The following is a 19299-nucleotide window of genomic DNA, read 5'->3' as shown; positions in this document are numbered from 1 at the left end:
CTGCTAACGTTTTTAAGTCAAGAGAGCAACCGAGGTAGGGTGAGAGAATGGCAGTCAAAGACTGTCCGGAATGTCATGGAACGGGGAAAGTTAAGGTTGGCGAGAAGGAGTGCCCCGTTTGCGAGGGCTGGGGCTACGTTCCGGCTGATTTCAAGATAGGCGATAAGCTGAAGGGCTACAGAAACCTCGACCACCTGGGAGTTGAGGATGAGGTTGACGAAATCCCATGTCCAGAGTGCCACGGCAAGGGAACGGTTCCGGTTTACGACACCTGTCCAGTCTGCGGTGGAACCGGAAAGGTCCTCGCCTGTGATATATGCGGTAAAATCAAAGGGCCCTGGGAGCCGGGAATGGACACCACATGGGTCTGTCCGGACTGCCTGAGAAAGTACAAGGTTGTCTTCATTCTCGACAAGACCTGTGACTATGAGGACGTTGAGATAGGGAGCCTTTACAAGGGAACCATTGACAGGGTGGAGCGCTTTGGCGTTTTCGTCAAGCTCAATCCCCACGTTGTCGGTTTAATCAAGCGGAAGGACCTCCTCGGTGGAAGGGAGTACATACCGGGGCAGGAAATAATCGTCCAGGTTCTTGACGTGAGGCCCGATAAGAGAGAAATTGACCTCATCGAATCACCCCAGAGGAACTACAAGACCGTTGTGATTAAGAAGGAACTTCCGGTTACACCAATAGCCGAGCTGAGCAAGGACATGGCTGGAAAAACGGTCAGAATACAGGGCAGGGTGACGCAGATACAGGTAACGGGTGGTCCAACGGTCTTCACCATAACCGACGGAACGGGAATAACATGGGCAGCCGCCTTCGAGGCCCCGGGAGTAAGGGCTTACCCGAACATAAGCGTCGGCGATATTGTTGAAATCATAGGAAAGATAGCCTTTCACTCAGGGGAGATTCAGATAGAAGTCAGCGACATGACGAGGCTCTGGGGGCCGGACGCGGCGAGGGTAAAGCAACAGATAGAGGCCGAGCTGGACAAGAGGGCCCAGCCTAAAGATGTGGGCTTCCTTGTGGAGAGTGAGGTTCTTGAGAAGCTCAAGCCCAAGATAATGAAAGCTGCATTCATGATTAGGCGGGCAATCTTTGAAGGCAGGCCGATTCTGCTGAGGCACCACTCCGATACAGACGGATACACCTCAGGTCTGGCACTAGAATACGCGATAGTCCCGCTGATAGAGAGCATCTCCCCCGACCCGCAGGCGAGGTGGAAGCTCTTCAAGAGAAGGCCGAGCAGGGCGCCTTTCTACGAGCTTGAAGATGTACTCAAGGACATAATCTTTATGATTGAGGACCATGAGAAGTTCGGCGACCCTCTGCCTTTGGTTGTCATCGTGGACAACGGCGGAACCAGCGAAGACATTCCAGCGTACAAGCGCATAAGGGCCTACGGCGTTCCGATTGTGGTCATCGACCACCACGACCCGAGGGAGTGGATTAGCGAGGACAAGGCCAGGGTTGACGAATACGTCGATGTTCACGTCAATCCCCACCACGTCAAGAGGGGCTACTACGAATTAACGGCAGGAATGCTTGCTACGGAAGTGGCTCGCTTCATCAACCCCAAGGTGGAGGACAAGATAAAGCACCTACCTGCGATAGCTGGCACAGGCGACAGGAGTAAAGCTCCTGAATTCTACCAGTACCTTGAGATAGCGAAGAAGGCCAAGGGCCTGACCGAGGAGGATTTGAAGAAAATAGCCGAGGTAATAGACCACGAGGCCTTCTACTGGAAGTTCATGGATGGGCACGGAATCATAGACGAGATTCTCCTCCTGACAGGCAACCTGCAGAGGCACCGCGAGCTCATAAACGCGATTTACCCGGAGGTGAAGGAGAAGCAGGAGAAAGCCCTAAAGGCTTCCCTGCCTCACGTCAAGAGCGTCGTTCTTCCAAACGGCATAAGGTTCAACACGATTGATGTAGAGCTCTTCGCACCGAAGTTCTCCTACCCCTCCCCTGGCAAGCTCTCCGGTCTGATACACGACCACTTCAAGGAGAAGTACGGCGAGGACAGTCCAATCTTAACGCTCGCTTATGGTCCAGACTTTGCCGTGGTGAGGGCCAGCGATGGGATGGCCTCATACGACTTCGACTTAAACGCAATAATTCCAAAACTCCAGGAGAAACTGCCGAGTGCTGGAATAGAAGGCGGCGGCCACAGCTACGCGGGTTCTATTAAGTTCTTTGAAGGCATGAGAAAAGAGGTTTTGGAGGAGTTTGCAAAGCAGGTCGTGAAGCTGAAGAGAAAGGAATGAACCTGCAAATGTTTTTAACTTCCTTTTTCTATTCATCCCGGTGAGTGCTTTGAAAATTGTTCTCGAGGTAACTTTTAGAATGGGCGGAGTCAACTTCAGGGGAACGAGATGGGAAGACAGAAACCTGGTTTTCGAGTTCGAGAGGCTTGGAGATGCATTCATTCAGGTGCTCAGCAACCAGAAGGTTGAAGTTGATGTGGAAAAGGCTCCGGAAAGGGTCCTCGTCGAGCTGAAAACGAAAGAGGGAGGAAAGGTTTTCGAGGCCTTCGAGAGGGGCGGGGTTTATTTGGCAGTGGAGCCCTAGTGCATCAACATTTTAAAACTTCCATGTAACCAATAAACGGTGGTGCCTATGTTCCTTGCCGAGTTCAAGCTCCGCTTTGGGGACAGAAAGTGGTACGTGAGGAGAATCGTTGAGGCTTCCAGCATTGAAGAGGCTGAAGAGAAGGCCAAACGCTATGCCGAGCTCATGAATAGGGGAGAGGTGAGATGGGAGCTCAGTTATGTAATGGAGGCGACGAGGCCCCTTCTAATTGGTGACGAAGAACTCAAAAAGCTGAGCTGATTTCCCCGGCGATGTTTTTCTCAATTATTTCCTTAACCTCATTAACGTTCCTCGTTTTTCCAAGGGCATACATCAGTTTCACAAGAGTTGCTTCCTTAGTCATGTCTCCAGCTGGGATTACTCCAGCTTCAAGAGCCCTCCTGCCAACTTCATACCTCGTGAGGTCTACACCCCCGTAGAGAGCCTGCGTTGTCATGACCACGGGCTTCTCGGGGGCAACCTTCGAAACTGCCTCAAGGAGGTTCCGACCCCTGTAAGGGATTCCTCCGGCGCCGTAGCCCTCAAGGACGATTCCATGAACGTTCTCAGAGATTGCAAGGAAGACCTCTGGGGAAAGACCTGGGGTTAACCTTACGTGAACGACGTTCGGGTCGAAGGAGGGGTCAAAGGCGGGCTTTCCTTGGGGAATATCCGGCCTGTGCCTCACGACGATTTCGTTTCCTTTGACGTAAGCTATGTCGGGGTAATTGATGCTCTGGAAAGCGTTCAGACCAAGGGAGTGAACCTTCGAAACCCTCGTTCCGAGCATTATTTTGTCCATAAAGGCCACGTATATCCCGGGGAAGCCATTAATGGCAAACGTCAAAGTAGTTTTCAGGTTCCTCGGCGCGTCGCTGTTGGGCTCGGTTATCGGGAGCATCGAGCCGGTTAAAACCACGGGAATCGGGACGTTTCTCAGCATGAAGCTTAAAGCTGAGGAGGTATAAGCTAGAGTGTCGGTCCCGTGGGTTATTACGATTCCATCGTATTCGTCAATGTTCTCGTAAACGGCCTTTCCGATGGTCACCCAGTCCTCTGGCTGGATTAGAGTACTGTCAAGGTTCAGAACATCCCGGGTATCAATACTAACCCCGTTTCCACTAATTCGGGCAAGCTTGAGGATTTCTCGGGCAGTTAGCTTCGCCTTGTAACCCCTCTCGGTCTTTGTGCTCGCTATGGTCCCGCCGGTACCGATGATTAGAATTCTCATCTCACCACCCGTATCCAATAGACCCAAGGTTTTTTAGTCTTTTTGACGGGAAATGAACAAAAACGAGCAGAAAAAATTGGCAGAACGTCAATCAAACTGGAGCAGAATGAATGCCAGAAATGACATGACGGAGGCAAAGAGGAAGCTATAGGTTAAGGAATAGGCGCTCCAGAGGTAGCCGGCAATCAGCGAAGCCGGAAAGGCAAAGAGCCCAACCACCGTGTGGTAGGCCCCTATAACAGTTCCCTTTTCGTAGTCCCTAGCGAGTTCGGCCATGTAGGCCCTTGGAACGGTGTCCATCACTGCCATGTAGAGGCCGTAGAGGACGAAGGCCACTATGAGAAGAACCAAACCCTCTGCAAGGGCGAAGCAGAGACTCGCCAACGCCGAGAGGAGGAAACCGACGCCAATGAGGGCCTTCTTGCTTACCCTGTCGGAGTAAACCCCTATCGGATAGGCCGAAATGGCGTAGACGAGGTTGAAGAGGGCGTAGAAAGCCGACCCCTGAAGAACGGTGTAGCCGAGTTCCTCGGCCTTCCAGAGGGTGAAGGCGTAGCTGTACCTGCCGAGGGTTCCAATAGCAACCACAATCAGGAACAGCTGGAGCGACCGGCTCCTCAACGACGAGATACCTCCTATCTTCTTCCTGACTTCACCACCGTGGTCTTTGACGAAGAGGACTATTATAACGAGCGAGAGTAGACCCGGGATTGCCGAGAACAGGAAGATTCTCCGGTAAAGGGTCTCCTTTGGCAGGTGGGAGAGAAAACCGATTAAGAGAACCGTCACGAGGGGACCTGCAACGGCACCGAGGGTGTCCATCATCCTGTGGAAGCCGAAGGACTTCCCGGTTTTTCCGTTGCTGGACTCGGCTATTAGCGCGTCGCGCGGTGCCGTCCTGATGCCCTTTCCGGTTCTATCCAAGAGCCTGAGGAGAAGGAAATCAACCCAGTTTCTTGAGAACGCCAGAAGGCCCTTGGCGAGGGTCGAGAGAGCATAGCCCGTGAAAACGAAGGCCTTCCTTCTCTTGAACCTATCGCTGAAGTAGCCAAAGACCACCTTGAAGAGGGAACTCGCGCTCTCTATTGCCCCCATTATCGAACCGCTCGCAAGCTTTCCGGCTTTTAAAACCTCAGTGAGGTAAGCCGGGACGATGGGGGCAATCATCTCACTGCTCATGTCGTTGAGAAAGCTGACCAATCCGAGCAGAAAGACGTTCCAGCTTATTCCAAAGATTTCCTTCCCCTTTTCTTCGGCCATGCTCTGACCCCCATTACTCGAGCACGTGCCTCTCGAGAACATAGCAGTGGAAGGTTCCCTCAAAAACCTTCTCGTCCCCCCTAAAAACGTCAGCCTTAACTACCTTCTTCCGTCCGAGGTCTTCAACGACTTCTGCTTTGGCTATCAGTCTATTCCCCACCTTCACGGGCTTCAGGAACCTTACCTCGGCCTTCCCGAGAACAACGGTAGGCTCGTTTACAGCCAACATCGCCGCGTAGTCGGCCAAGCCGAAAGTGAAACCACCGTGAACGAGGCCGTACTCGTCAACGGCCATCTCTTCCGTCGTTAAAAGCTCGACTTCAGCCCATCCCGGTTCAATCTTCAACGGCCTGCCAACGAGCCTTTCATTGGTCAGTCTGTGCGTCCTCTGCTCCATATCCAACACCAAAACTTTATCTATCCCTTGATAATAAAAAGCTTGATGGCAATGCACCCGCTGAAGGAGGCAGTTGAGGTCAAAGGCTCGACCGAGTTTACAAGGAGCGAGTTAGTCGGGATTCTGAGCTTTAAGTTGAGGCGCTTTTCGGTTGGCGAGGCCAAGGAGAGAATCAAGGAATGGCTTGAGGAGGGCCTATTAGAGGAGTATAATGGGGTTCTCGTAGCAAAACTCGACCTTCTCGAGGAGAAGGAAAGACCGGAGAACCTCCTGGGAGAGATGGTGGTTTACATAGCGAGAGCCCTTGGATGGACGGAGCTTGAGGTCATGGAGGGTATAAAGGCCCTCCGCGAGCGCTACGGCGATTTGGACGAGAGGGTTCTGGCTTACCTCTTCGGCCTTGAGAAGGGGATAGACATGTCCCGCTTCAAGGACAGACTTGAGGTTTAAACGCTTATTAATTCTCCAAGAGAAATTCATGAAGGGTGATACCTATGCCGGAGGAGGCACTCATAGTTGTGGACATGCAGAGGGACTTTATGCCGGGGGGAGCCCTTCCCGTTCCAGAGGGAGACAAAATAATCCCGAAATGCAACGAGTACATAAGGAAGTTCAGGGAGAAGGGGGCTCTCATAGTTGCAACCCGCGACTGGCACCCGGAGAACCACATAAGTTTCAAGGAACAGGGCGGACCATGGCCGAGGCACTGCGTTCAGAACACGCCCGGGGCGGAGTTCGTCGTTGACCTACCGGAGGATGCGGTTATAATCTCGAAGGCTACCGAACCAGACAAGGAAGCCTATTCCGGTTTCGAGGGAACGAACCTGGCTGAGATTCTGAGGGAAAAAGGAGTCAAGAGGGTTTATATCTGTGGTGTCGCTACCGAGTACTGCGTTAAGGCAACGGCTTTAGACGCCCTAAAATACGGCTTTGAGGTTTACCTGCTGAGCGACGCTGTGAAGGGCATCAATCCTGATGACGAGAGCAAAGCTCTTGAGGAACTGAAGAAGGCCGGCGTGAAGATTCTGTGAGCCTTTTCCATTCTTTAAGCAGAACGAGGAGAAGGTTAAGGACTATAGGCCCGACTATGAGGCCCTTCAACCCCATCGCCCATGTTCCGCCAATCATCCCTATGAAAACCAACGTTTCATCAAGCTCCGTATCCCTGGCAACGAGCATGGGCCTTATCGTGTAGTCTGGCATCGGCGAGACAAGGAAAAAGCCGTAGAGGGCTATGCCAAGGGCGTGGAGGTATGCCCCTTCAACGGCGAAGTACACTGCCGCAGCGAGCCAAATCATCCAGCCCTCAAAGAGGGGAACGAAGGAGAAAGCAAAGGTCAGGAAACCGGCAACTATGGCCGTGTACAGGTCCGAAACGCGGAAGATAATGAAACCAACCGTCATGAGGATTCCCTTGGCGACGTTTAGGAGGAGCCATGCCCTGACGAGGGCGGACAGAGTTTTGTTCACACTTTCAAGGATTTCCTCGCCGAGTTCACGGTTTTTATCTGGGAGGAGGGCGTAAACCTGTTCTCTGATTTCCTCGCCGTAGGCCAGGGCGTAGTAGTAGGTGAAGAAGAAAACAACGAGCTGAAGGACGTAGGAGGGAATTGAGAAGGCTTCCCTCGAAACGTAGTCAGCCAATTTTGGAACTACCTGGTCCTGAAAGTGCTGGAGGAAGTTGAGGACGTCCGGAGGGAGCGAGAGTGTGAGTAACCAGTTGAAGACGTTTACAACGCTGTCATAGAAGGACATAGCAACCTGAACAGAAACGAGGAGCAGTTCAAGTGTCAAAGCTCCGCCAAAGAGGAGCATCGAAAGGCTGATTGCCAGTGCGGAGCGTTTTTTTCCGACCCTTTTGGAGAGTCTTCTCTGAAGGGGATACGATGCATAGGCAAGTACGAGCCCAAAGAAGATGGGAGTAATCAAGGGATGCACTACCCTCCACGTTACGTAAAGTATAACAGCTATAACCGCGCCCCAGGCGAGTTCCTCGGCATTCATCTCAGGGTTTTTATATCGGACCCTATAAAAATTCGCCGGTGGTAACATGGAAGAGGGTCTCATTGGGAAGTTTGAACTCTACATCGAAAGGGGGGACCAGCTTGTGGAAGAAGGCAGGTATGGAGAGGCGTACGAGGCGTACCTTGACGCTCTGAAAACCCTCGGCGCGCTGGTAGTCTACAGGGAAACGGGCATGCTCGTCCCGGCCGAGAAACTTGAAGGCTTCCTCGGGAAGTATCCTAGGCTTGAGGAAGCCCTGAGGAAGTTCTCCACCTTGACCGGATGCGAGGAAACGGCAAGGGCTTTAAGGAATGAGCTGGAAGAACTGAAGGGGAAGATGAGTTTGCCGAGTTCCGAGCGGTGACGAGACTCAACCCCTGACCCAGAGCGAGCCTATGCCCCCACTACACTGGGAGGCCGTGTTCACGAGAACTCTAGCAAAGCCCCTATCGGCGTTTAGCCGGACAGTGACACGGCCCCTCCTCGTCAGGAAGAGCAGTTCAATTTTACTCAAGTGGACTCGAACCTTCGGCGAGCCCCTCAGGTAGAGTACCCCATACCTTTTCCTGCCCCACAGGGAACTTATCTCTATGGACTTCCCGGAGAAGAACAGCGAGAGCCTGACGTCCTCAGGAGTTACCGGTTCGCCTTCAAGGTAAACCGTCCCCCTTCCCGTGCCCAAGTAGAGGGAGTTCGATAAACTGTCAACGTACCTCCCCAAAGCTTCATAAACGGTTCCATCCATTGGTCTCACCATAGGTGTTTGGGGGTCAAAGTATATCGGTAATTGGTCGTTAACGGTGATTGCCATGAGGATTGTTTCAGCCGACACCGGTGGGGCGTTACTGGATAAGAACTACGAGCCGATAGGTCTCATAGCAACCGTCGCGGTGCTCGTGGAAAAACCCTACAAGACGGCGACGCTGAGCAGGGTAAGGTATGCAGACCCCTTCAACTACGACATGAGCGGGAGGCAGGCGATAAAAGATGAGGCGTTTCTGGCAGTTGAGCTGGCCAGGGAAGTTAAGCCGGACGTAATTCACCTCGACTCGACGATAGGTGGCATAGAGGTTAGAAAGCTCGACGAACCAACGATTGACGCTTTGAGCATAACCGACCGCGGAAAGGAGGTCTGGAAGGACCTCGCCAGGGACCTGCAACCCCTGGCAAAGGCTTTCTGGGAGGAAACGGGAATAGAGATAATAGCGATAGGCAAGTGGAGCGTTCCAGTGAGGATAGCGGAGATTTACTCGGGGATATATACGGCCAAATGGGCTATCGACTACGCGAGGAAGAACGGGAAAGTCATTGTTGGCCTTCCGAGGTATATGAGCGTCGAGATAAGACCCGGAAAAATCTACGGGCAGAGTCTAGACCCGAGGGAAGGAGGTCTCTTTGGGGAAATTGAAGCGGAAACCGATGGAATCGGCTGGGAGCTTTATCCCAACCCCCTCGTGAGGAGGTACATGGTGCTTGAAGTGTGGAGGGAGTGAGAAATAGATTTTAACCCTTTCCACCTTAAACCTCCCAGGTGATGCTATGCCAACCATAACCATAAGGGTGAACGTTCCTGACAACATTGACCCCGAAGAACTCAGACGTCTTTTAGAGCTCGAACTCGTTAAGCGAGAGCTGGAAAAAAGAAAAGAAAAACCGAAAGGTGACTTTAGGAGACTAAAAGGAATCCTTGGAAAGGCAGATTTTGAGGAACTCCAGAAGTACGAACTGGAGGCTGAGTTTGGTGATTTATATTGATGCAAACGTCATGTACAGTTATCTCTTTGAGACACCAATGAGCGAAAGTGCTGAGGCAATTCTTGAGCACCCGAGCAAGGTCACAAGCAAAACCACCGTGAACGAAGCTATATACGTCTCTTTTAGAAAACTAGCGCGAGGAGAGGGCATAACAAACATTCACGACCTCAAGAGGTTCGTCAAGGAAGAAAAAGGCAAGGTTCTTCTTCGAAAATCCTATTTTCTTGTCATGGAGCTGATTGAGCTAGCAGGTGTTGAACTCATCGATGAGGAGGATAATTTCGAGGTTATTGCGAGAACATCTGAAAAATACAGCCTTCTACCTAATGATGCCACTATAGTTGCAACTTGTATAAAGCACAGGATAACCGAAATCGCCACGTTTGACAAGGACTTTGAAAATGTTTCGTTTCTGAAAATAGTGAGGGGCTAAGCCCCCTTCTCCAGCTCACTCGGGAACTTTATGGCATCGAAGGGGCACGTCTGGTTGCAGACGCCACAGCCCGTACAGAGCAGGCCGTCTATTTTTACCTTGTTCGTCTTCGGGTCGTAAACGAGCGCTGGGCATCCGGTCAGGAGTATGCACGCCTTACAGCCGGTGCACTTCTCTTCAACGACAAGCGGTATCTCGCCTATCTCACCGCGCCTTATCACCGGAATGACGCATTCGCGCTTTGCTATTATCACCGCCGGCCCTTCCACCTGCATGGCCTCCTTTATCGCTTCCCTCGTCTGCTTAAGGTCGTAGGGGTCAACTGTCTTAACGTACTTGACACCCAGTGCTTTAACCAGCGCCTCTATGTCAATCTCGTTGAATTTCCTTCCCGTTTCACTCCCACCGGTTCCCGGGTGTGGCTGGTGGCCAGTCATAGCTGTAGTCCTGTTGTCGAGTATCATGACAAGAACGTTCAGGTTCTTGTAGACGGCATCAATTAAGGGCTGGATTCCATTGTGGAAGAAGGTCGAATCGCCTATGGTTGCTATTATCTTCTTGTCCATGACGACGCTCTGGCCGTTCGCTAAGCTTATGCTCGCACCCATTACGTATTCCGTCCAGATAGCTTCGAGCGGCGGGAGGAGCGATAATGCGTAACAACCTATGTCACCGTGGATTGGAACTGAGTAGCGGCCGAGCTTGAGGTCGCGGAGGGCATCTAACGCGGCGCGGTAGCTTCCTCTGTGAGGACAGCCGGGACACATCACCGGTGGCCTCTTAGGTGCTAAGCTTTCGGCGTACTTGACTTCCTCCGGCTTCTCGTAGGTTTCGCCTTCCTCGCCTATGAGTCTTAAGAGTGCGTTCCTGACGAGGCTCGGCGTCAGCTCGCCTTCAAGCGGGAGGTGGCCGGTTCTCTTACCGTATATCGGGATTCTCAAGCCGGCCTCGTAGGCCACTATCTTAACCTCCTCCTCAAGGAAGGGAGCGCCGTCCTCGACCACTATCGCGTAGTCCACACTCTTCAGGAAGTCAAGGACGAGCTTTCTCGGGAGCGGGTGGGGGGTTGAGAGCTTGAGAACCTTGAAGTCCACGTTGAGCTTCGGAAGTATTTCCCTCACGTAGTTGTAGGGCGCCCCCTCGACGATTATTCCGATTTTTCCACTCCCCTCGACCCAGTTGAAGGGCATCGAGTTGAACTCCTCCTCGATTTTAGCGAGAGTCTCATTCAACCAGCGGTGCCTTTTCCTGTTGCCCTCCATGCTAGCTCTCACGTACCTTTCAATGTCCTTCTTGAAGACCGGCTTCCGGTTTAGCTCGACGAATTCTCCAACTTCCACATCGGCCGTCGTGTGGTTTACCCTCGTGGTCGTGCGGAAGATTATGGGGACCTTATAGCGCTCGCTCAGTTCGTAGGCGTACTTTATGATGTCATGAGCCTCCTGCGGGTCGGCTGGTTCGAGAACCGGGAGAAGGGAGAGCTTTCCATAATACCTGTCGTCCTGTTCCGTTTGAGAGGTGTGTGGCCCAGGGTCATCCGCGACGAGAATTACAAGACCACCCTCAACGCCCGAATAGGCCAGACTCATTAGCGGGTCAGCTGCCACGTTCAGACCAACGCACTTCATGGTAACGAGAGCCCTTAATCCCGTGTAGGCAACGCCGGCGGCTTCCTCTAAGGCGACTTTCTCGTTCGGCGCCCACTCAGCGAAGACCTCAGGCTTGAGCCTTGCGATGGTTTCTATAACCTCAGTTGAAGGCGTTCCTGGGTAACCCGTTGCAAAAACGACACCGCTCTCAAGAGCGCCGTAGGCTATGGCCTCGTTCCCCATAAGAAGCTTTTTTTCGCGCCTTTCAGCTTTTATCTTCACTGAATCAGAAGGGTGAGCTTTAACGGCCTCCATAACACCACCGGCAAGAATACAACCGGAGGGTTAAAACCCTACCTTCAAAAAGACGTCAAGATTTTCGAAAAGTTTTCGAAGAACCCTTATATACCGTTGCCCTAAATTTACAATATGAAAGTTCGCGAACTCCTCGAGCTTTTGGACGAGACGATTGGATACCTAAGGATAGCACTCGTAACGAACCAGCAGAGGATTTTTGAAAGTCCGTTCACCAGCTACGAGTTTGCCCAGAGGGCTGTAGAGATTCAGGAGGACCTGAAGGATTTAGAAAAGCTCAGGGCTGAGCTTGAGAAACTGAATCCGGAGAGCGATGTTGAGGAGCACTACTCAAAGGAAGAGGTTGAGAGACTCTTGAAGATGCTCGAACTCCTCAGGAAGAGCGAGAGCCATGTTTACTGAAGGCCTCCCTGAGGGCTTTCTCTTCTTTAGGGCTGAGCCTGTTCATCAGCCAGCGCTCCTTCAGGTTTAGGTTCTCGTCCTCCAAATCGAGGACGGCCTTCCTAACGCCTCCCCGTGGGTTTTTGCTGTCTCCCTTCCAGCGCGGGATAACGTGGAGGTGGATATGGGGAACGGTTTGGCCTGCTTCTTTTCCAAGGTTCATGCCGACGTTAAATGCCTCCGCCTCCAGTGTCTCCCTGAGGACTGCCATAGCGAGCTCCATGCCCCTGATAAGCGCCAGCTTTTCCTCCTCGCTGAGCTCTCCCCAGCGCTCAACGTGCCTCCTCGGAACGACGAGGAGATGCCCTCTGCTGGCGGGATAGGCATCAAGGAGAATTCTTATTAGGTCGTCCTCATAAATGAGCTGTTCTTTTTGGGGCCTGCAGAACGGGCATTCCATCGGCAACACCAAAGGCTTAAAATCTTCCTGCTTAAAAAAGCCCCCGGTGGTGACATGGGGGAGCTTAAGGTTTTGGAAAAAACGTATCGCAAGTTCATCTCAGTGGGACTGCTGATGCTCCTGCTCGGCTTCGCGTTGCTCATATTCAAACCCCTCGGGAAGGCTTCCCTTTACCTCGGCTTGATAATCTTCGCGCTGGCCTTCATACCCCTTGAGCTTGCCAAGAGAACCGCGAGGAAGATGGCGATGGTAGCCTTTAGGGGTGAATAGAAAAGCTTAATAGAAAACCCGGCAACTATTGAAAAGGAGTGAGAAAAAGGGGTGATGTAGAATGGCGTTTGTACCACCGCAGGCTGGCTACGACCGGGCGATAACCGTTTTCAGCCCGGACGGAAGGCTGTTCCAGGTAAACTATGCAAGAGAGGCCGTAAAGAGGGGAGCAACGGCTGTGGGAGTGAAGTGGAAGGACGGCGTCGTTCTCGCTGTCGAGAAGAGAATCACGAGCAGGCTAATAGAACCGAGGAGTTACGAGAAGATTTTCCAGATTGACGACCACATAGCGGCAGCGCCGAGTGGTATAATAGCCGACGCAAGGGTTCTCGTTGATAGGGCCAGGCTGGAGGCTCAAATATACCGCCTCACCTACGGCGAACCGGTTCCGCTCACCGTTCTGGTGAAGAAGATATGTGACCTCAAGCAGGCCCACACCCAGTACGGTGGAGTACGGCCCTTCGGAGCGGCCCTTCTCATGGCCGGCGTTAACGAGAAGCCGGAACTCTACGAGACCGACCCGAGTGGTGCCTACTTCGAGTGGAAGGCGGTGGCGATAGGCAGTGGAAGGAACGTGGCGATGGCCATCTTTGAGGAGCACTACAGCGACGACATAGACAGGGAAGGGGCAATAAAGCTCGCCGTGCTGGCCCTCGCAAAGACTCTCGAGGAGCCAACGGCCGACTCGATAGAGGTAGCTTACATAACCACGGAGGAGAGAAGATGGAAGAAGCTCCCGAAGGAGGAGCTTGAGAAGTACCTCAACGAGGTTCTCGAGGAAGTTAAGGAGGAGGAAGTCGAGGAGAAGGCCGAGGATTACTCCGAGCTCGACCAAAACTACTGAGGTGACGGGCGATGCCGATTAGCGTTGATAAAGCGGTAATCGCCCGTCTTAAGACGCACGGCGAGACGTTTGAGATACTGGTTGACCCTTACTTGGCTAGAGACTTCAAAGAGGGCAAGGAAGTCCCGATAGAGGAAATCCTCGCCACCCCTTACGTTTTCAAAGATGCCCACAAGGGAGACAAAGCGAGTGAACACGAGATGGAGAAGATATTCGGAACCAGCGACCCCTACGAGGTTGCGAAGATAATCCTCCAGAAGGGCGAAGTTCAGCTCACCGCGGAGCAGAGGAGGCAGATGCTCGAGGAGAAGAAGCGCTACATAGCGACGATAATCCACAGACATGCAGTTGACCCGAGAACCGGTTATCCCCACCCAGTTGACAGAATCCTCAGGGCCATGGAAGAGGCTGGGGTTCACATAGACCTCTTTAAAGATGCCGAGGCACAGGTTCCAAAGGTGATAAAGGCAATCCGACCGCTCCTCCCAATAAAGCTTGAGGTTAAGATAATAGCCGTCAAGATACCGGGGGACTACGTCGGAAAGGCTTACGGCGAAGTTAGAAAGTTCGGAACCATAAAGCGTGAGGAGTGGGGAAGCGACGGCTCGTGGATGTTCCTCATCGAGATTCCTGGAGGAGTCGAGGAGGAGTTTTATGAGAAGCTTAACGCCCTGACGAAGGGCACTGCCGTAACTAAACTTATAGAGAGGAAGGGACTATGAGGAGGATTTTTGTAAAACCAAGGGAACTCGTAGTCCCTGGGACTTTGTTAGCCCAGGGACCCTTTAAGAACGGTAGAGGGACTTTCAGGGAAGGCAACAGGATTTACTCGACGGTTATAGGACTCGTTGAGATACGAGGAGACCTCATAAGGGTGATTCCCCTGGAAGGGCCCTACATACCAGAGGTCGGCGACAACGTCCTCGGAAAGATAGTAGACGTGAAGTTCTCCAACTGGACTGTTGACATAGGGGCACCCTATCAGGCGAACCTACGCGTTCAGGATGCGGTAGAGGAGCGCATTGACCTGCTCAAGACAGACCTGAGGAAGATTTACGACATAGGAGACATAATCTACGCCAAGGTGAAGGCCTTCAACGAGATAAACCAGATTGACCTCACGACGAAGGGCATGCCCTTCAAGGGAGGCCCCCTCAGGGGAGGCCAGCTAGTTACGATAACGCCCTCAAAGGTTCCGAGACTTATCGGAAAGGGTGGCTCGATGATTAACATGATTAAGAAACTGACCGGGACGAGGATTATAGTCGGCCAGAACGGCTGGGTCTGGGTGAGCGGAAGGAACGACGAACTTGAGAAGCTCGCCATAGAGGCCATACTCAAGGTTGACCGTGAGAGCCACACCCAGGGATTAACCGATAGGGTCAAGGAGTACCTGCTCTCAAGGCTCAAGGAACTCAAGGAGCAGGGAGTTATTGAGGAAATCCCCCAGCTTGATGAGAAGGAAGGTGAGGACGATGATGGGCAGGCCTGAAGGTTTAAAGCTCATTGACGAGAACGGTAGAAGGTTGGACGGTAGAAAGAAGTACGAGCTCAGGCCCATTAAAATGGAGGTTGGTGTTCTCAAGAACGCTGACGGCTCGGCCTACGTTGAGTGGGGCAAGAACAAAATAATGGCGGCCGTTTACGGTCCAAGGGAAATACACCCCAAGCACCTCCAGAGGCCCGACAGGGCAATCCTGCGCGTTCGCTACAACATGGCTCCCTTCAGCGTTGAAGAGCGCAAAAAGCCCGGCCCGGACAGGAGGAGCGTCGAGATAAGCAAGGTTATAAGGGGAGCGCTCGAGCCGGCTTTGATTCTCGAAATGTTTCCGAGAACTGCAATAGACGTCTTCATAGAGGTCCTCCAGGCGGACGCTGGAACGCGCGTTGCTGGAATAACCGCCGCTTCCCTCGCCTTGGCCGACGCTGGAATACCGATGAAGGACCTCGTAGCCGCGTGCGCCGCAGGGAAGATAGACGGCGAACTCGTTCTTGACCTCAACAAGGACGAGGACAACTACGGTGAGGCCGACGTTCCCGTTGCCATAATGCCACTCAAGAACGACATAACGCTCCTCCAAATGGACGGCTACCTGACAAGAGAGGAGTTCATCGAGGCAGTAAGACTTGCCATCAAGGGAGCGAAGGCCGTCTATCAGAAACAGAGGGAAGCGCTTAAAGAAAAATATCTCCGCATAGCCCAGGAGGTGGCAGGCAATGAGTGAGATGGAAGTCATGGCCAGCATAATGCGCGACCACATCATAAATCTCCTCAGGGAGGGCAAGAGGATTGATGGTCGCTCCTTCGAAGATTACCGCGATTTGGAAATCAAGGTGAACGTCATAGAGAAGGCCGAAGGCTCGGCGTGGGTCAAGTTAGGCAACACGCAGGTTCTTGTTGGAATAAAGGTTGACCTCGGCGAGCCGTTCCCAGATTTGCCGGACAGAGGGGTTATGACGACCAACGTCGAACTCGTCCCGCTGGCTTCGCCAACGTTTGAACCCGGCCCACCGGACGAGAATGCCATAGAGCTCGCCCGTGTCGTTGATAGGGGAATCAGAGAGAGCCAGGCCGTTGAGCTTGAAAAGCTCGTAATAGTCCCGGGCAAACTCGTAAGGGTTGTCTTCATAGACGTTCACGTTTTGGACCACGACGGCAACTTGCTCGACGCGAGCGGAATAGGGGCCATAGCGGCCCTGATGAGCACCAGAATTCCAAAGATAGAATACGACGAGGAGAGCGGTGAAGTGAAGATACTTGACGAGTACGAGCCCCTCCCAGTGAGGAGAATACCCATTCCAGTTACGTTCGCCAAGATAGGCAACACCATGATAGTTGACCCGAACCTCGACGAAGAGCGCGTCATGGACGGCAGGATAACCATAACCACAGACGAGAACGGCCACATCTCCGCCGCTCAAAAGGGTGAGAGCGGTGCCTTCAAGCTCGAGGAAGTAATATACGCAGTTGACACCGCCTTCAAAAAGGCCGAAGAAATAAGGAAAATCGTTCTTGAGGCCGTTGGGGGAGCCTGATTCTTTCCTCTTTTTCGGTGGTTGCCATGGACTTTATGAGTATAATCGCATCGGTCATCTTTGCGGGTTTTGCCGTCAGAACAGTTTACCTCCTCATGAGAGAGGAGAGGAAGAAGAATTTACTCCTCACAACGGCCCTCTGGGGACTGGCTCTTCTCGTTTGGGGCCTCTACATAGCGGGGAAACAGGGCTGGAACATTTCAACCGTTCTGGTAATTCTTTCCGGGATAACAGCCTTTATACTCTCGTTCCTCGGCCTTTTCAAGCTCCGTGAGGAGAATCCCGAAGAGTTTGGGAAAGAGCTATAAAGGAAAAGACATAAAACTAAACGGCTTTACGATTAACCGGGGGGAATACCTATGGGATTGTTTGACAGCCTTAAAAAGAAGGAGAGCAAGCCTAAAATGAAACCTCCCGCGAGTGTTAAGAAGGAGGTTGCTCCCAGACATGACATCGATGTTGTACCCGTTGAGGAAGATGTTCTTGCTAAGGAACTAATTAAACCACAGGTTCGCTATTTGAAGAAGATAACCGTAACCAGCTACTCCGACCTCGAAAGGATTTCCAGCGAGCTCCAGGAGGGTAACATCGTTTTAGTTGACCTAACGCCTCTCGAGAAGAGGCCCGATGTCCTCGAGAAGGTTGCTGAGCAAATTAAGGGTATGGTTAGTGCCTTAGGTGGACAGGCGGCTAAGATATGCAAAGCCGAGATTAAACTTATTCTCGTCCCCGAGGACATAAAAATCGCCAAGTGAGGCTTTTATTTTTCAAACTTCAAACGATACCATGCCTTTATAAAGGCGTTTTTCTGTTCTTTCCCCGGTGATGCTCATGGGTGAAAAAAAAGGCGAGAAGGTTAACGTTAATCCCGAGCTCGGCGAGGTTCAGGTCATAAGCCTTGGAGACTGCCCAATTTGCGGTGGAAAAGGGACGTTAAAGGCCATACAGCACATCCACGAGATTCCATACTTCGGCAAGGTCATGGAGAGCACGATATACTGCGAGAAGTGTGGCTACAGAAACGCTGACGTCATGATACTCGAGGACAGGCCGCCGAAGCTCTACACAGTAAGGGTTGAGAACGAGAAGGACCTTTTCACGAGGGTCGTGAGGAGCAAGAGCGGGACGATAGAGCTTGAGGAGATAGGGGTTAAGATTGAACCCGGGCCCGCTGCGGAAGGCTTCATAACCAACGTCGAAGGCGTTCTAGAGAGGGTCCGCGAGACCCTTCTAATGGCGAGGGAGTTCAAAAAACAGGAGGGCGACGAAGAGGCGGTGAAGAAGGCCGATGAGATACTAGAGTACATCGAAGAGGTCAAGGAGGGCAAAAAACCCTTGACAGTTAAGATAGCGGACCCCTTCGGCAACAGCGCCCTGATAGGTGAGAAGGTCAAGAGCAGGCTTTTGAGTGAAGAAGAAATCAAAAAACTCAGCCTAGGACCCTACAAAGTCGTTGAACCGGAAGTGGCAGAGAACACTAAAGAAAGCAAGGAGGAACATCAGGGGTAAAAGTACTCCCTAGCGAGCAGGTCCTCTATCAGGGCCCTAACCCAGGGCTTTCTCGTTTTTCTTGAGAGGTGGATTATTCCTTCCACGTGGATTCCGTACCTCTCCTTCATCTCCTCCCTACCCATAGGTCTTTCGAATAGAAAGGGCCTTTCTATTGTAAAGACGTAGCCATAGTCCCTTATGTAATTGCCCAGCCATTTCTTCCCGTTCTCGCCGTGGACGAGGGTCAAACCGCTCGTATCTTTTGCAATCTCCCAGAGGGTATCGAGGTCAGCCTTTATGACCTCCCCCACCTCAAAACCTCCAGCTATCGTCCCCCTCTTCGTTAAGGTCTGCTCCTCATGGAGGCCAAGTCTCCTCAGCGTGTCCCTGAGCTCGTAGGGGTTTCCCCGCGCTATGTAGAGGAAAACGAGGTCGCCCTCCTCGAAGGCCTTCCTCTTCCTAATTTCAACTGTCTTGAGACCCCTGAATATCAGCTCCGCGTAGACTTGGTGGAGCGCTATGACGTGCTCCATGGTTTCACCGCTCTAAACTAGAGACAGGGTTAAAAAGTGTTATTGCCACGGGATAACGATGACTAAACTTAGAAAAATCCTCGTGAGGGACGAAAAGCTCTGGAAGGCAGGTATCACTTTCTTGACCCTACCCTTAGTCCTTCTCGTTGTTGGAATAACCACTAAAAGACTCATCTATGCTTTACCCAACGTTTTCATCGCCCTAGCGTTTCTTATTTTATCAACTCGATTCCGAGCAGTTAGATTAGACTGTAACGGAAAAATGTTTCTCCTGATTCCGGATTACTCCACATCCACCCTAATCCTCAGGGACTCGAAGGGAAAGGTTCTCTCCAAAACTTTCTTCCCGCTTTTCGAGGAGGAAAAACTCGAAACTCCCTGCGGAACGCTGGAGGTCCACGCGATTAGACATCGCTTCGGGAAGGTGAAACTCAGGATAAAATTGGGAAACGAGGAAATCACCCTTCCCTGAGCCTTAGAGATGCCTTTACCAGGTCGCTCACCACACCACTGGCCGTTTCTTTGAGCCCGGCCCCAGCGCCTTTAATGAGTAACTTTCCGAGAAGGTCGCTCTCGATTAGGGCAACGTTTTCATTAGTCGAAACCGCAAGCGGGCCCATTACCTCCTCGGGGGCGACGGTTACATTCCCATCCTCGACGGTAGCAACCAGCCGTATCCTCCTGCCCTTCGCAAGGGCCCTCTTAACCTCGTCAACGGTTACC

At 52.2% G+C, this 19299-nt stretch carries 28 protein-coding genes and 1 pseudogene; 20 read left to right on the top strand and 9 right to left on the bottom strand.

The window, feature by feature from the left end; translation table 11 throughout:
- The first annotated feature begins 47 nt into the window (after window positions 1-47).
- From F7B33_RS01265 to F7B33_RS01255, 3 genes are read left to right on the top strand one after another with little or no spacing between them, the layout of a single operon-like run.
- Window positions 48-2273: a DHH family phosphoesterase gene (locus F7B33_RS01265; RefSeq protein ID WP_297072679.1), complete on the top strand. Its 2226-nt coding sequence runs from the start codon at window positions 48-50 to the stop codon at window positions 2271-2273.
- 49 nt (window positions 2274-2322) lie between these two features.
- A complete protein-coding gene (locus tag F7B33_RS01260; RefSeq protein ID WP_297072707.1) occupies window positions 2323-2577 on the top strand; it encodes a hypothetical protein in 255 nt (84 codons plus the stop codon).
- Window positions 2578-2625: 48 nt separating this feature from the next.
- Window positions 2626-2838: a hypothetical protein gene (locus F7B33_RS01255; protein WP_297072705.1), complete on the top strand. Its 213-nt coding sequence runs from the start codon at window positions 2626-2628 to the stop codon at window positions 2836-2838.
- Here F7B33_RS01255 and F7B33_RS01250 read toward each other — a convergent pair.
- The 3 genes from F7B33_RS01250 to F7B33_RS01240 all read right to left on the bottom strand — a co-directional run bounded on the left by F7B33_RS01250 (window position 2822) and on the right by F7B33_RS01240 (window position 5465).
- A complete protein-coding gene (locus tag F7B33_RS01250; protein WP_297072677.1) occupies window positions 2822-3808 on the bottom strand; it encodes an asparaginase in 987 nt (328 codons plus the stop codon). The genes F7B33_RS01255 and F7B33_RS01250 overlap by 17 nt on opposite strands.
- Window positions 3809-3895: 87 nt before the next feature.
- A complete protein-coding gene (locus tag F7B33_RS01245; protein WP_297072674.1) occupies window positions 3896-5068 on the bottom strand; it encodes an MFS transporter in 1173 nt (390 codons plus the stop codon).
- Window positions 5069-5081: 13 nt separating this feature from the next.
- A complete protein-coding gene (locus F7B33_RS01240) occupies window positions 5082-5465 on the bottom strand; it encodes a PaaI family thioesterase (protein WP_297062923.1) in 384 nt (127 codons plus the stop codon).
- 51 nt (window positions 5466-5516) lie between these two features.
- Here F7B33_RS01240 and F7B33_RS01235 point away from each other — a divergent pair, with 51 nt between their 5' ends.
- Both F7B33_RS01235 and F7B33_RS01230 read left to right on the top strand, forming a co-directional pair.
- Window positions 5517-5915 carry a DUF2240 family protein gene (locus tag F7B33_RS01235; protein ID WP_297072703.1) on the top strand — a complete coding sequence of 133 codons (399 nt, stop codon included), beginning with the start codon at window positions 5517-5519 and terminating at the stop codon, window positions 5913-5915.
- 44 nt (window positions 5916-5959) lie between these two features.
- Complete coding sequence (locus F7B33_RS01230; protein WP_297072672.1) at window positions 5960-6496, top strand: nicotinamidase; 537 nt, start codon at window positions 5960-5962, stop codon at window positions 6494-6496.
- Here F7B33_RS01230 and F7B33_RS01225 read toward each other — a convergent pair.
- Window positions 6432-7469: an AI-2E family transporter gene (locus F7B33_RS01225; RefSeq protein ID WP_297072670.1), complete on the bottom strand. Its 1038-nt coding sequence runs from the start codon at window positions 7467-7469 to the stop codon at window positions 6432-6434. The genes F7B33_RS01230 and F7B33_RS01225 overlap by 65 nt on opposite strands.
- 46 nt (window positions 7470-7515) lie before the next feature.
- On the opposite strand from F7B33_RS01225, the gene F7B33_RS01220 reads away from it, so the two are divergent.
- Window positions 7516-7833 carry a hypothetical protein gene (locus F7B33_RS01220; protein ID WP_297072668.1) on the top strand — a complete coding sequence of 106 codons (318 nt, stop codon included), beginning with the start codon at window positions 7516-7518 and terminating at the stop codon, window positions 7831-7833.
- Between the two features lie 6 nt (window positions 7834-7839).
- On the opposite strand, the gene F7B33_RS01215 is transcribed toward F7B33_RS01220, so the two are convergent.
- The gene (locus F7B33_RS01215; RefSeq protein WP_297072665.1) at window positions 7840-8214 is read right to left on the bottom strand and encodes a hypothetical protein; all 375 of its coding nucleotides are present in this window, start codon (window positions 8212-8214) and stop codon (window positions 7840-7842) included.
- Between the two features lie 64 nt (window positions 8215-8278).
- Between F7B33_RS01215 and F7B33_RS01210 the strand changes: the two genes are divergently transcribed.
- Genes F7B33_RS01210 through F7B33_RS01200 form a run of 3 tightly spaced genes read left to right on the top strand, consistent with a single transcriptional unit; the run spans window position 8279 to window position 9657 of the window.
- Window positions 8279-8962, top strand: coding sequence for a DUF4152 family protein (locus tag F7B33_RS01210; RefSeq protein WP_297072663.1), 684 nt, complete (start codon window positions 8279-8281; stop codon window positions 8960-8962).
- A 46-nt stretch (window positions 8963-9008) separates the two neighbouring features.
- Window positions 9009-9224 carry a hypothetical protein gene (locus F7B33_RS01205; RefSeq protein WP_297064863.1) on the top strand — a complete coding sequence of 72 codons (216 nt, stop codon included), beginning with the start codon at window positions 9009-9011 and terminating at the stop codon, window positions 9222-9224.
- Entirely contained in the window at window positions 9211-9657 is a 447-nt protein-coding gene (locus F7B33_RS01200; RefSeq protein WP_297072661.1) for a PIN domain-containing protein, read from the top strand. Before F7B33_RS01205 ends, F7B33_RS01200 begins: the two co-directional genes overlap by 14 nt.
- On the opposite strand, the gene iorA is transcribed toward F7B33_RS01200, so the two are convergent.
- Entirely contained in the window at window positions 9654-11561 is a 1908-nt protein-coding gene (gene iorA / locus F7B33_RS01195) for an indolepyruvate ferredoxin oxidoreductase subunit alpha (protein WP_297072659.1), read from the bottom strand. The two genes, F7B33_RS01200 and iorA, sit on opposite strands and share 4 nt — an antisense overlap.
- Window positions 11562-11675: 114 nt before the next feature.
- On the opposite strand from iorA, the gene F7B33_RS01190 reads away from it, so the two are divergent.
- Window positions 11676-11963, top strand: coding sequence for a hypothetical protein (locus F7B33_RS01190; RefSeq protein ID WP_297064871.1), 288 nt, complete (start codon window positions 11676-11678; stop codon window positions 11961-11963).
- Here F7B33_RS01190 and F7B33_RS01185 read toward each other — a convergent pair.
- Window positions 11935-12402, bottom strand: coding sequence for an HIT family protein (locus F7B33_RS01185; protein ID WP_297072657.1), 468 nt, complete (start codon window positions 12400-12402; stop codon window positions 11935-11937). The genes F7B33_RS01190 and F7B33_RS01185 overlap by 29 nt on opposite strands.
- Before the next feature lie 54 nt (window positions 12403-12456).
- Here F7B33_RS01185 and F7B33_RS01180 point away from each other — a divergent pair, with 54 nt between their 5' ends.
- From F7B33_RS01180 to F7B33_RS01140, 9 genes are all read left to right on the top strand, one after another.
- Window positions 12457-12672, top strand: coding sequence for a hypothetical protein (locus F7B33_RS01180; protein WP_297072655.1), 216 nt, complete (start codon window positions 12457-12459; stop codon window positions 12670-12672).
- A gap of 61 nt (window positions 12673-12733) precedes the next feature.
- Window positions 12734-13516 carry an archaeal proteasome endopeptidase complex subunit alpha gene (psmA, locus tag F7B33_RS01175; RefSeq protein WP_297064878.1) on the top strand — a complete coding sequence of 261 codons (783 nt, stop codon included), beginning with the start codon at window positions 12734-12736 and terminating at the stop codon, window positions 13514-13516.
- Window positions 13517-13527: 11 nt separating this feature from the next.
- Window positions 13528-14238: a ribosome assembly factor SBDS gene (locus tag F7B33_RS01170; protein ID WP_297064880.1), complete on the top strand. Its 711-nt coding sequence runs from the start codon at window positions 13528-13530 to the stop codon at window positions 14236-14238.
- The gene (rrp4, locus tag F7B33_RS01165; RefSeq protein ID WP_297064882.1) at window positions 14235-15008 is read left to right on the top strand and encodes an exosome complex RNA-binding protein Rrp4; all 774 of its coding nucleotides are present in this window, start codon (window positions 14235-14237) and stop codon (window positions 15006-15008) included. The genes F7B33_RS01170 and rrp4 overlap by 4 nt, the downstream gene beginning before the upstream one ends.
- Window positions 14992-15741 carry an exosome complex exonuclease Rrp41 gene (gene rrp41 / locus F7B33_RS01160; protein WP_297064909.1) on the top strand — a complete coding sequence of 250 codons (750 nt, stop codon included), beginning with the start codon at window positions 14992-14994 and terminating at the stop codon, window positions 15739-15741. Before rrp4 ends, rrp41 begins: the two co-directional genes overlap by 17 nt.
- Entirely contained in the window at window positions 15734-16552 is an 819-nt protein-coding gene (gene rrp42 / locus F7B33_RS01155) for an exosome complex protein Rrp42 (RefSeq protein ID WP_297072653.1), read from the top strand. The genes rrp41 and rrp42 overlap by 8 nt, the downstream gene beginning before the upstream one ends.
- A gap of 26 nt (window positions 16553-16578) precedes the next feature.
- Window positions 16579-16860 (top strand): hypothetical protein, encoded by a 282-nt coding sequence (locus F7B33_RS01150; RefSeq protein WP_297072652.1) that lies wholly within the window; start codon window positions 16579-16581, stop codon window positions 16858-16860.
- A gap of 51 nt (window positions 16861-16911) precedes the next feature.
- On the top strand, window positions 16912-17307 hold the full coding sequence (gene sepF, locus F7B33_RS01145; RefSeq protein WP_297064891.1) for a cell division protein SepF: 396 nt from the start codon (window positions 16912-16914) through the stop codon (window positions 17305-17307).
- 76 nt (window positions 17308-17383) lie between these two features.
- Window positions 17384-18061: a ZPR1 zinc finger domain-containing protein gene (locus F7B33_RS01140; protein WP_297064912.1), complete on the top strand. Its 678-nt coding sequence runs from the start codon at window positions 17384-17386 to the stop codon at window positions 18059-18061.
- Here the strand turns inward: F7B33_RS01140 and F7B33_RS01135 are convergent.
- Window positions 18052-18576, bottom strand: coding sequence for an ASCH domain-containing protein (locus tag F7B33_RS01135; protein WP_297064893.1), 525 nt, complete (start codon window positions 18574-18576; stop codon window positions 18052-18054). The two genes, F7B33_RS01140 and F7B33_RS01135, sit on opposite strands and share 10 nt — an antisense overlap.
- 58 nt (window positions 18577-18634) lie before the next feature.
- Between F7B33_RS01135 and F7B33_RS01130 the strand changes: the two genes are divergently transcribed.
- Window positions 18635-19048: a hypothetical protein gene (locus F7B33_RS01130; RefSeq protein ID WP_297064896.1), complete on the top strand. Its 414-nt coding sequence runs from the start codon at window positions 18635-18637 to the stop codon at window positions 19046-19048.
- On the opposite strand, the pseudogene F7B33_RS01125 reads toward F7B33_RS01130, so the two are convergent.
- Window positions 19035-19299: pseudogene (locus tag F7B33_RS01125) on the bottom strand (homoserine dehydrogenase); the annotation flags it as partial. The gene F7B33_RS01130 and the pseudogene F7B33_RS01125 overlap by 14 nt on opposite strands.

Source organism: Thermococcus sp., from assembly GCF_015523185.1.
Lineage (GTDB): Archaea > Methanobacteriota_B > Thermococci > Thermococcales > Thermococcaceae > Thermococcus.
Note: the sequence above shows the minus strand (reverse complement) of the source record. Positions and strands in the feature narration are given on the sequence as shown.

Excerpts from the sequence above, each read along its gene's own strand:
- psmA (WP_297064878.1), top strand. The coding sequence starts at position 12,734 with ATGGCGTTTGTACCACCGCAGGCTGGCTACGACCGGGCGATAACCGTT.
- F7B33_RS01210 (WP_297072663.1), top strand. The coding sequence starts at position 8,279 with ATGAGGATTGTTTCAGCCGACACCGGTGGGGCGTTACTGGATAAGAAC.
- F7B33_RS01230 (WP_297072672.1), top strand. The coding sequence starts at position 5,960 with ATGCCGGAGGAGGCACTCATAGTTGTGGACATGCAGAGGGACTTTATG.
- F7B33_RS01215 (WP_297072665.1), bottom strand. The coding sequence starts at position 8,214 with ATGGATGGAACCGTTTATGAAGCTTTGGGGAGGTACGTTGACAGTTTA.
- F7B33_RS01245 (WP_297072674.1), bottom strand. The coding sequence starts at position 5,068 with ATGGCCGAAGAAAAGGGGAAGGAAATCTTTGGAATAAGCTGGAACGTC.
- F7B33_RS01170 (WP_297064880.1), top strand. The coding sequence starts at position 13,528 with ATGCCGATTAGCGTTGATAAAGCGGTAATCGCCCGTCTTAAGACGCAC.
- rrp4 (WP_297064882.1), top strand. The coding sequence starts at position 14,235 with ATGAGGAGGATTTTTGTAAAACCAAGGGAACTCGTAGTCCCTGGGACT.
- F7B33_RS01220 (WP_297072668.1), top strand. The coding sequence starts at position 7,516 with ATGGAAGAGGGTCTCATTGGGAAGTTTGAACTCTACATCGAAAGGGGG.
- F7B33_RS01140 (WP_297064912.1), top strand. The coding sequence starts at position 17,384 with ATGGGTGAAAAAAAAGGCGAGAAGGTTAACGTTAATCCCGAGCTCGGC.
- F7B33_RS01225 (WP_297072670.1), bottom strand. The coding sequence starts at position 7,469 with ATGAATGCCGAGGAACTCGCCTGGGGCGCGGTTATAGCTGTTATACTT.
- sepF (WP_297064891.1), top strand. The coding sequence starts at position 16,912 with ATGGGATTGTTTGACAGCCTTAAAAAGAAGGAGAGCAAGCCTAAAATG.
- F7B33_RS01255 (WP_297072705.1), top strand. The coding sequence starts at position 2,626 with ATGTTCCTTGCCGAGTTCAAGCTCCGCTTTGGGGACAGAAAGTGGTAC.
- rrp41 (WP_297064909.1), top strand. The coding sequence starts at position 14,992 with ATGATGGGCAGGCCTGAAGGTTTAAAGCTCATTGACGAGAACGGTAGA.
- F7B33_RS01240 (WP_297062923.1), bottom strand. The coding sequence starts at position 5,465 with ATGGAGCAGAGGACGCACAGACTGACCAATGAAAGGCTCGTTGGCAGG.
- F7B33_RS01150 (WP_297072652.1), top strand. The coding sequence starts at position 16,579 with ATGGACTTTATGAGTATAATCGCATCGGTCATCTTTGCGGGTTTTGCC.
- rrp42 (WP_297072653.1), top strand. The coding sequence starts at position 15,734 with ATGAGTGAGATGGAAGTCATGGCCAGCATAATGCGCGACCACATCATA.
- F7B33_RS01265 (WP_297072679.1), top strand. The coding sequence starts at position 48 with ATGGCAGTCAAAGACTGTCCGGAATGTCATGGAACGGGGAAAGTTAAG.
- F7B33_RS01235 (WP_297072703.1), top strand. The coding sequence starts at position 5,517 with ATGCACCCGCTGAAGGAGGCAGTTGAGGTCAAAGGCTCGACCGAGTTT.
- F7B33_RS01180 (WP_297072655.1), top strand. The coding sequence starts at position 12,457 with ATGGGGGAGCTTAAGGTTTTGGAAAAAACGTATCGCAAGTTCATCTCA.
- F7B33_RS01205 (WP_297064863.1), top strand. The coding sequence starts at position 9,009 with ATGCCAACCATAACCATAAGGGTGAACGTTCCTGACAACATTGACCCC.
- iorA (WP_297072659.1), bottom strand. The coding sequence starts at position 11,561 with ATGGAGGCCGTTAAAGCTCACCCTTCTGATTCAGTGAAGATAAAAGCT.
- F7B33_RS01190 (WP_297064871.1), top strand. The coding sequence starts at position 11,676 with ATGAAAGTTCGCGAACTCCTCGAGCTTTTGGACGAGACGATTGGATAC.
- F7B33_RS01250 (WP_297072677.1), bottom strand. The coding sequence starts at position 3,808 with ATGAGAATTCTAATCATCGGTACCGGCGGGACCATAGCGAGCACAAAG.
- F7B33_RS01185 (WP_297072657.1), bottom strand. The coding sequence starts at position 12,402 with ATGGAATGCCCGTTCTGCAGGCCCCAAAAAGAACAGCTCATTTATGAG.
- F7B33_RS01135 (WP_297064893.1), bottom strand. The coding sequence starts at position 18,576 with ATGGAGCACGTCATAGCGCTCCACCAAGTCTACGCGGAGCTGATATTC.
- F7B33_RS01130 (WP_297064896.1), top strand. The coding sequence starts at position 18,635 with ATGACTAAACTTAGAAAAATCCTCGTGAGGGACGAAAAGCTCTGGAAG.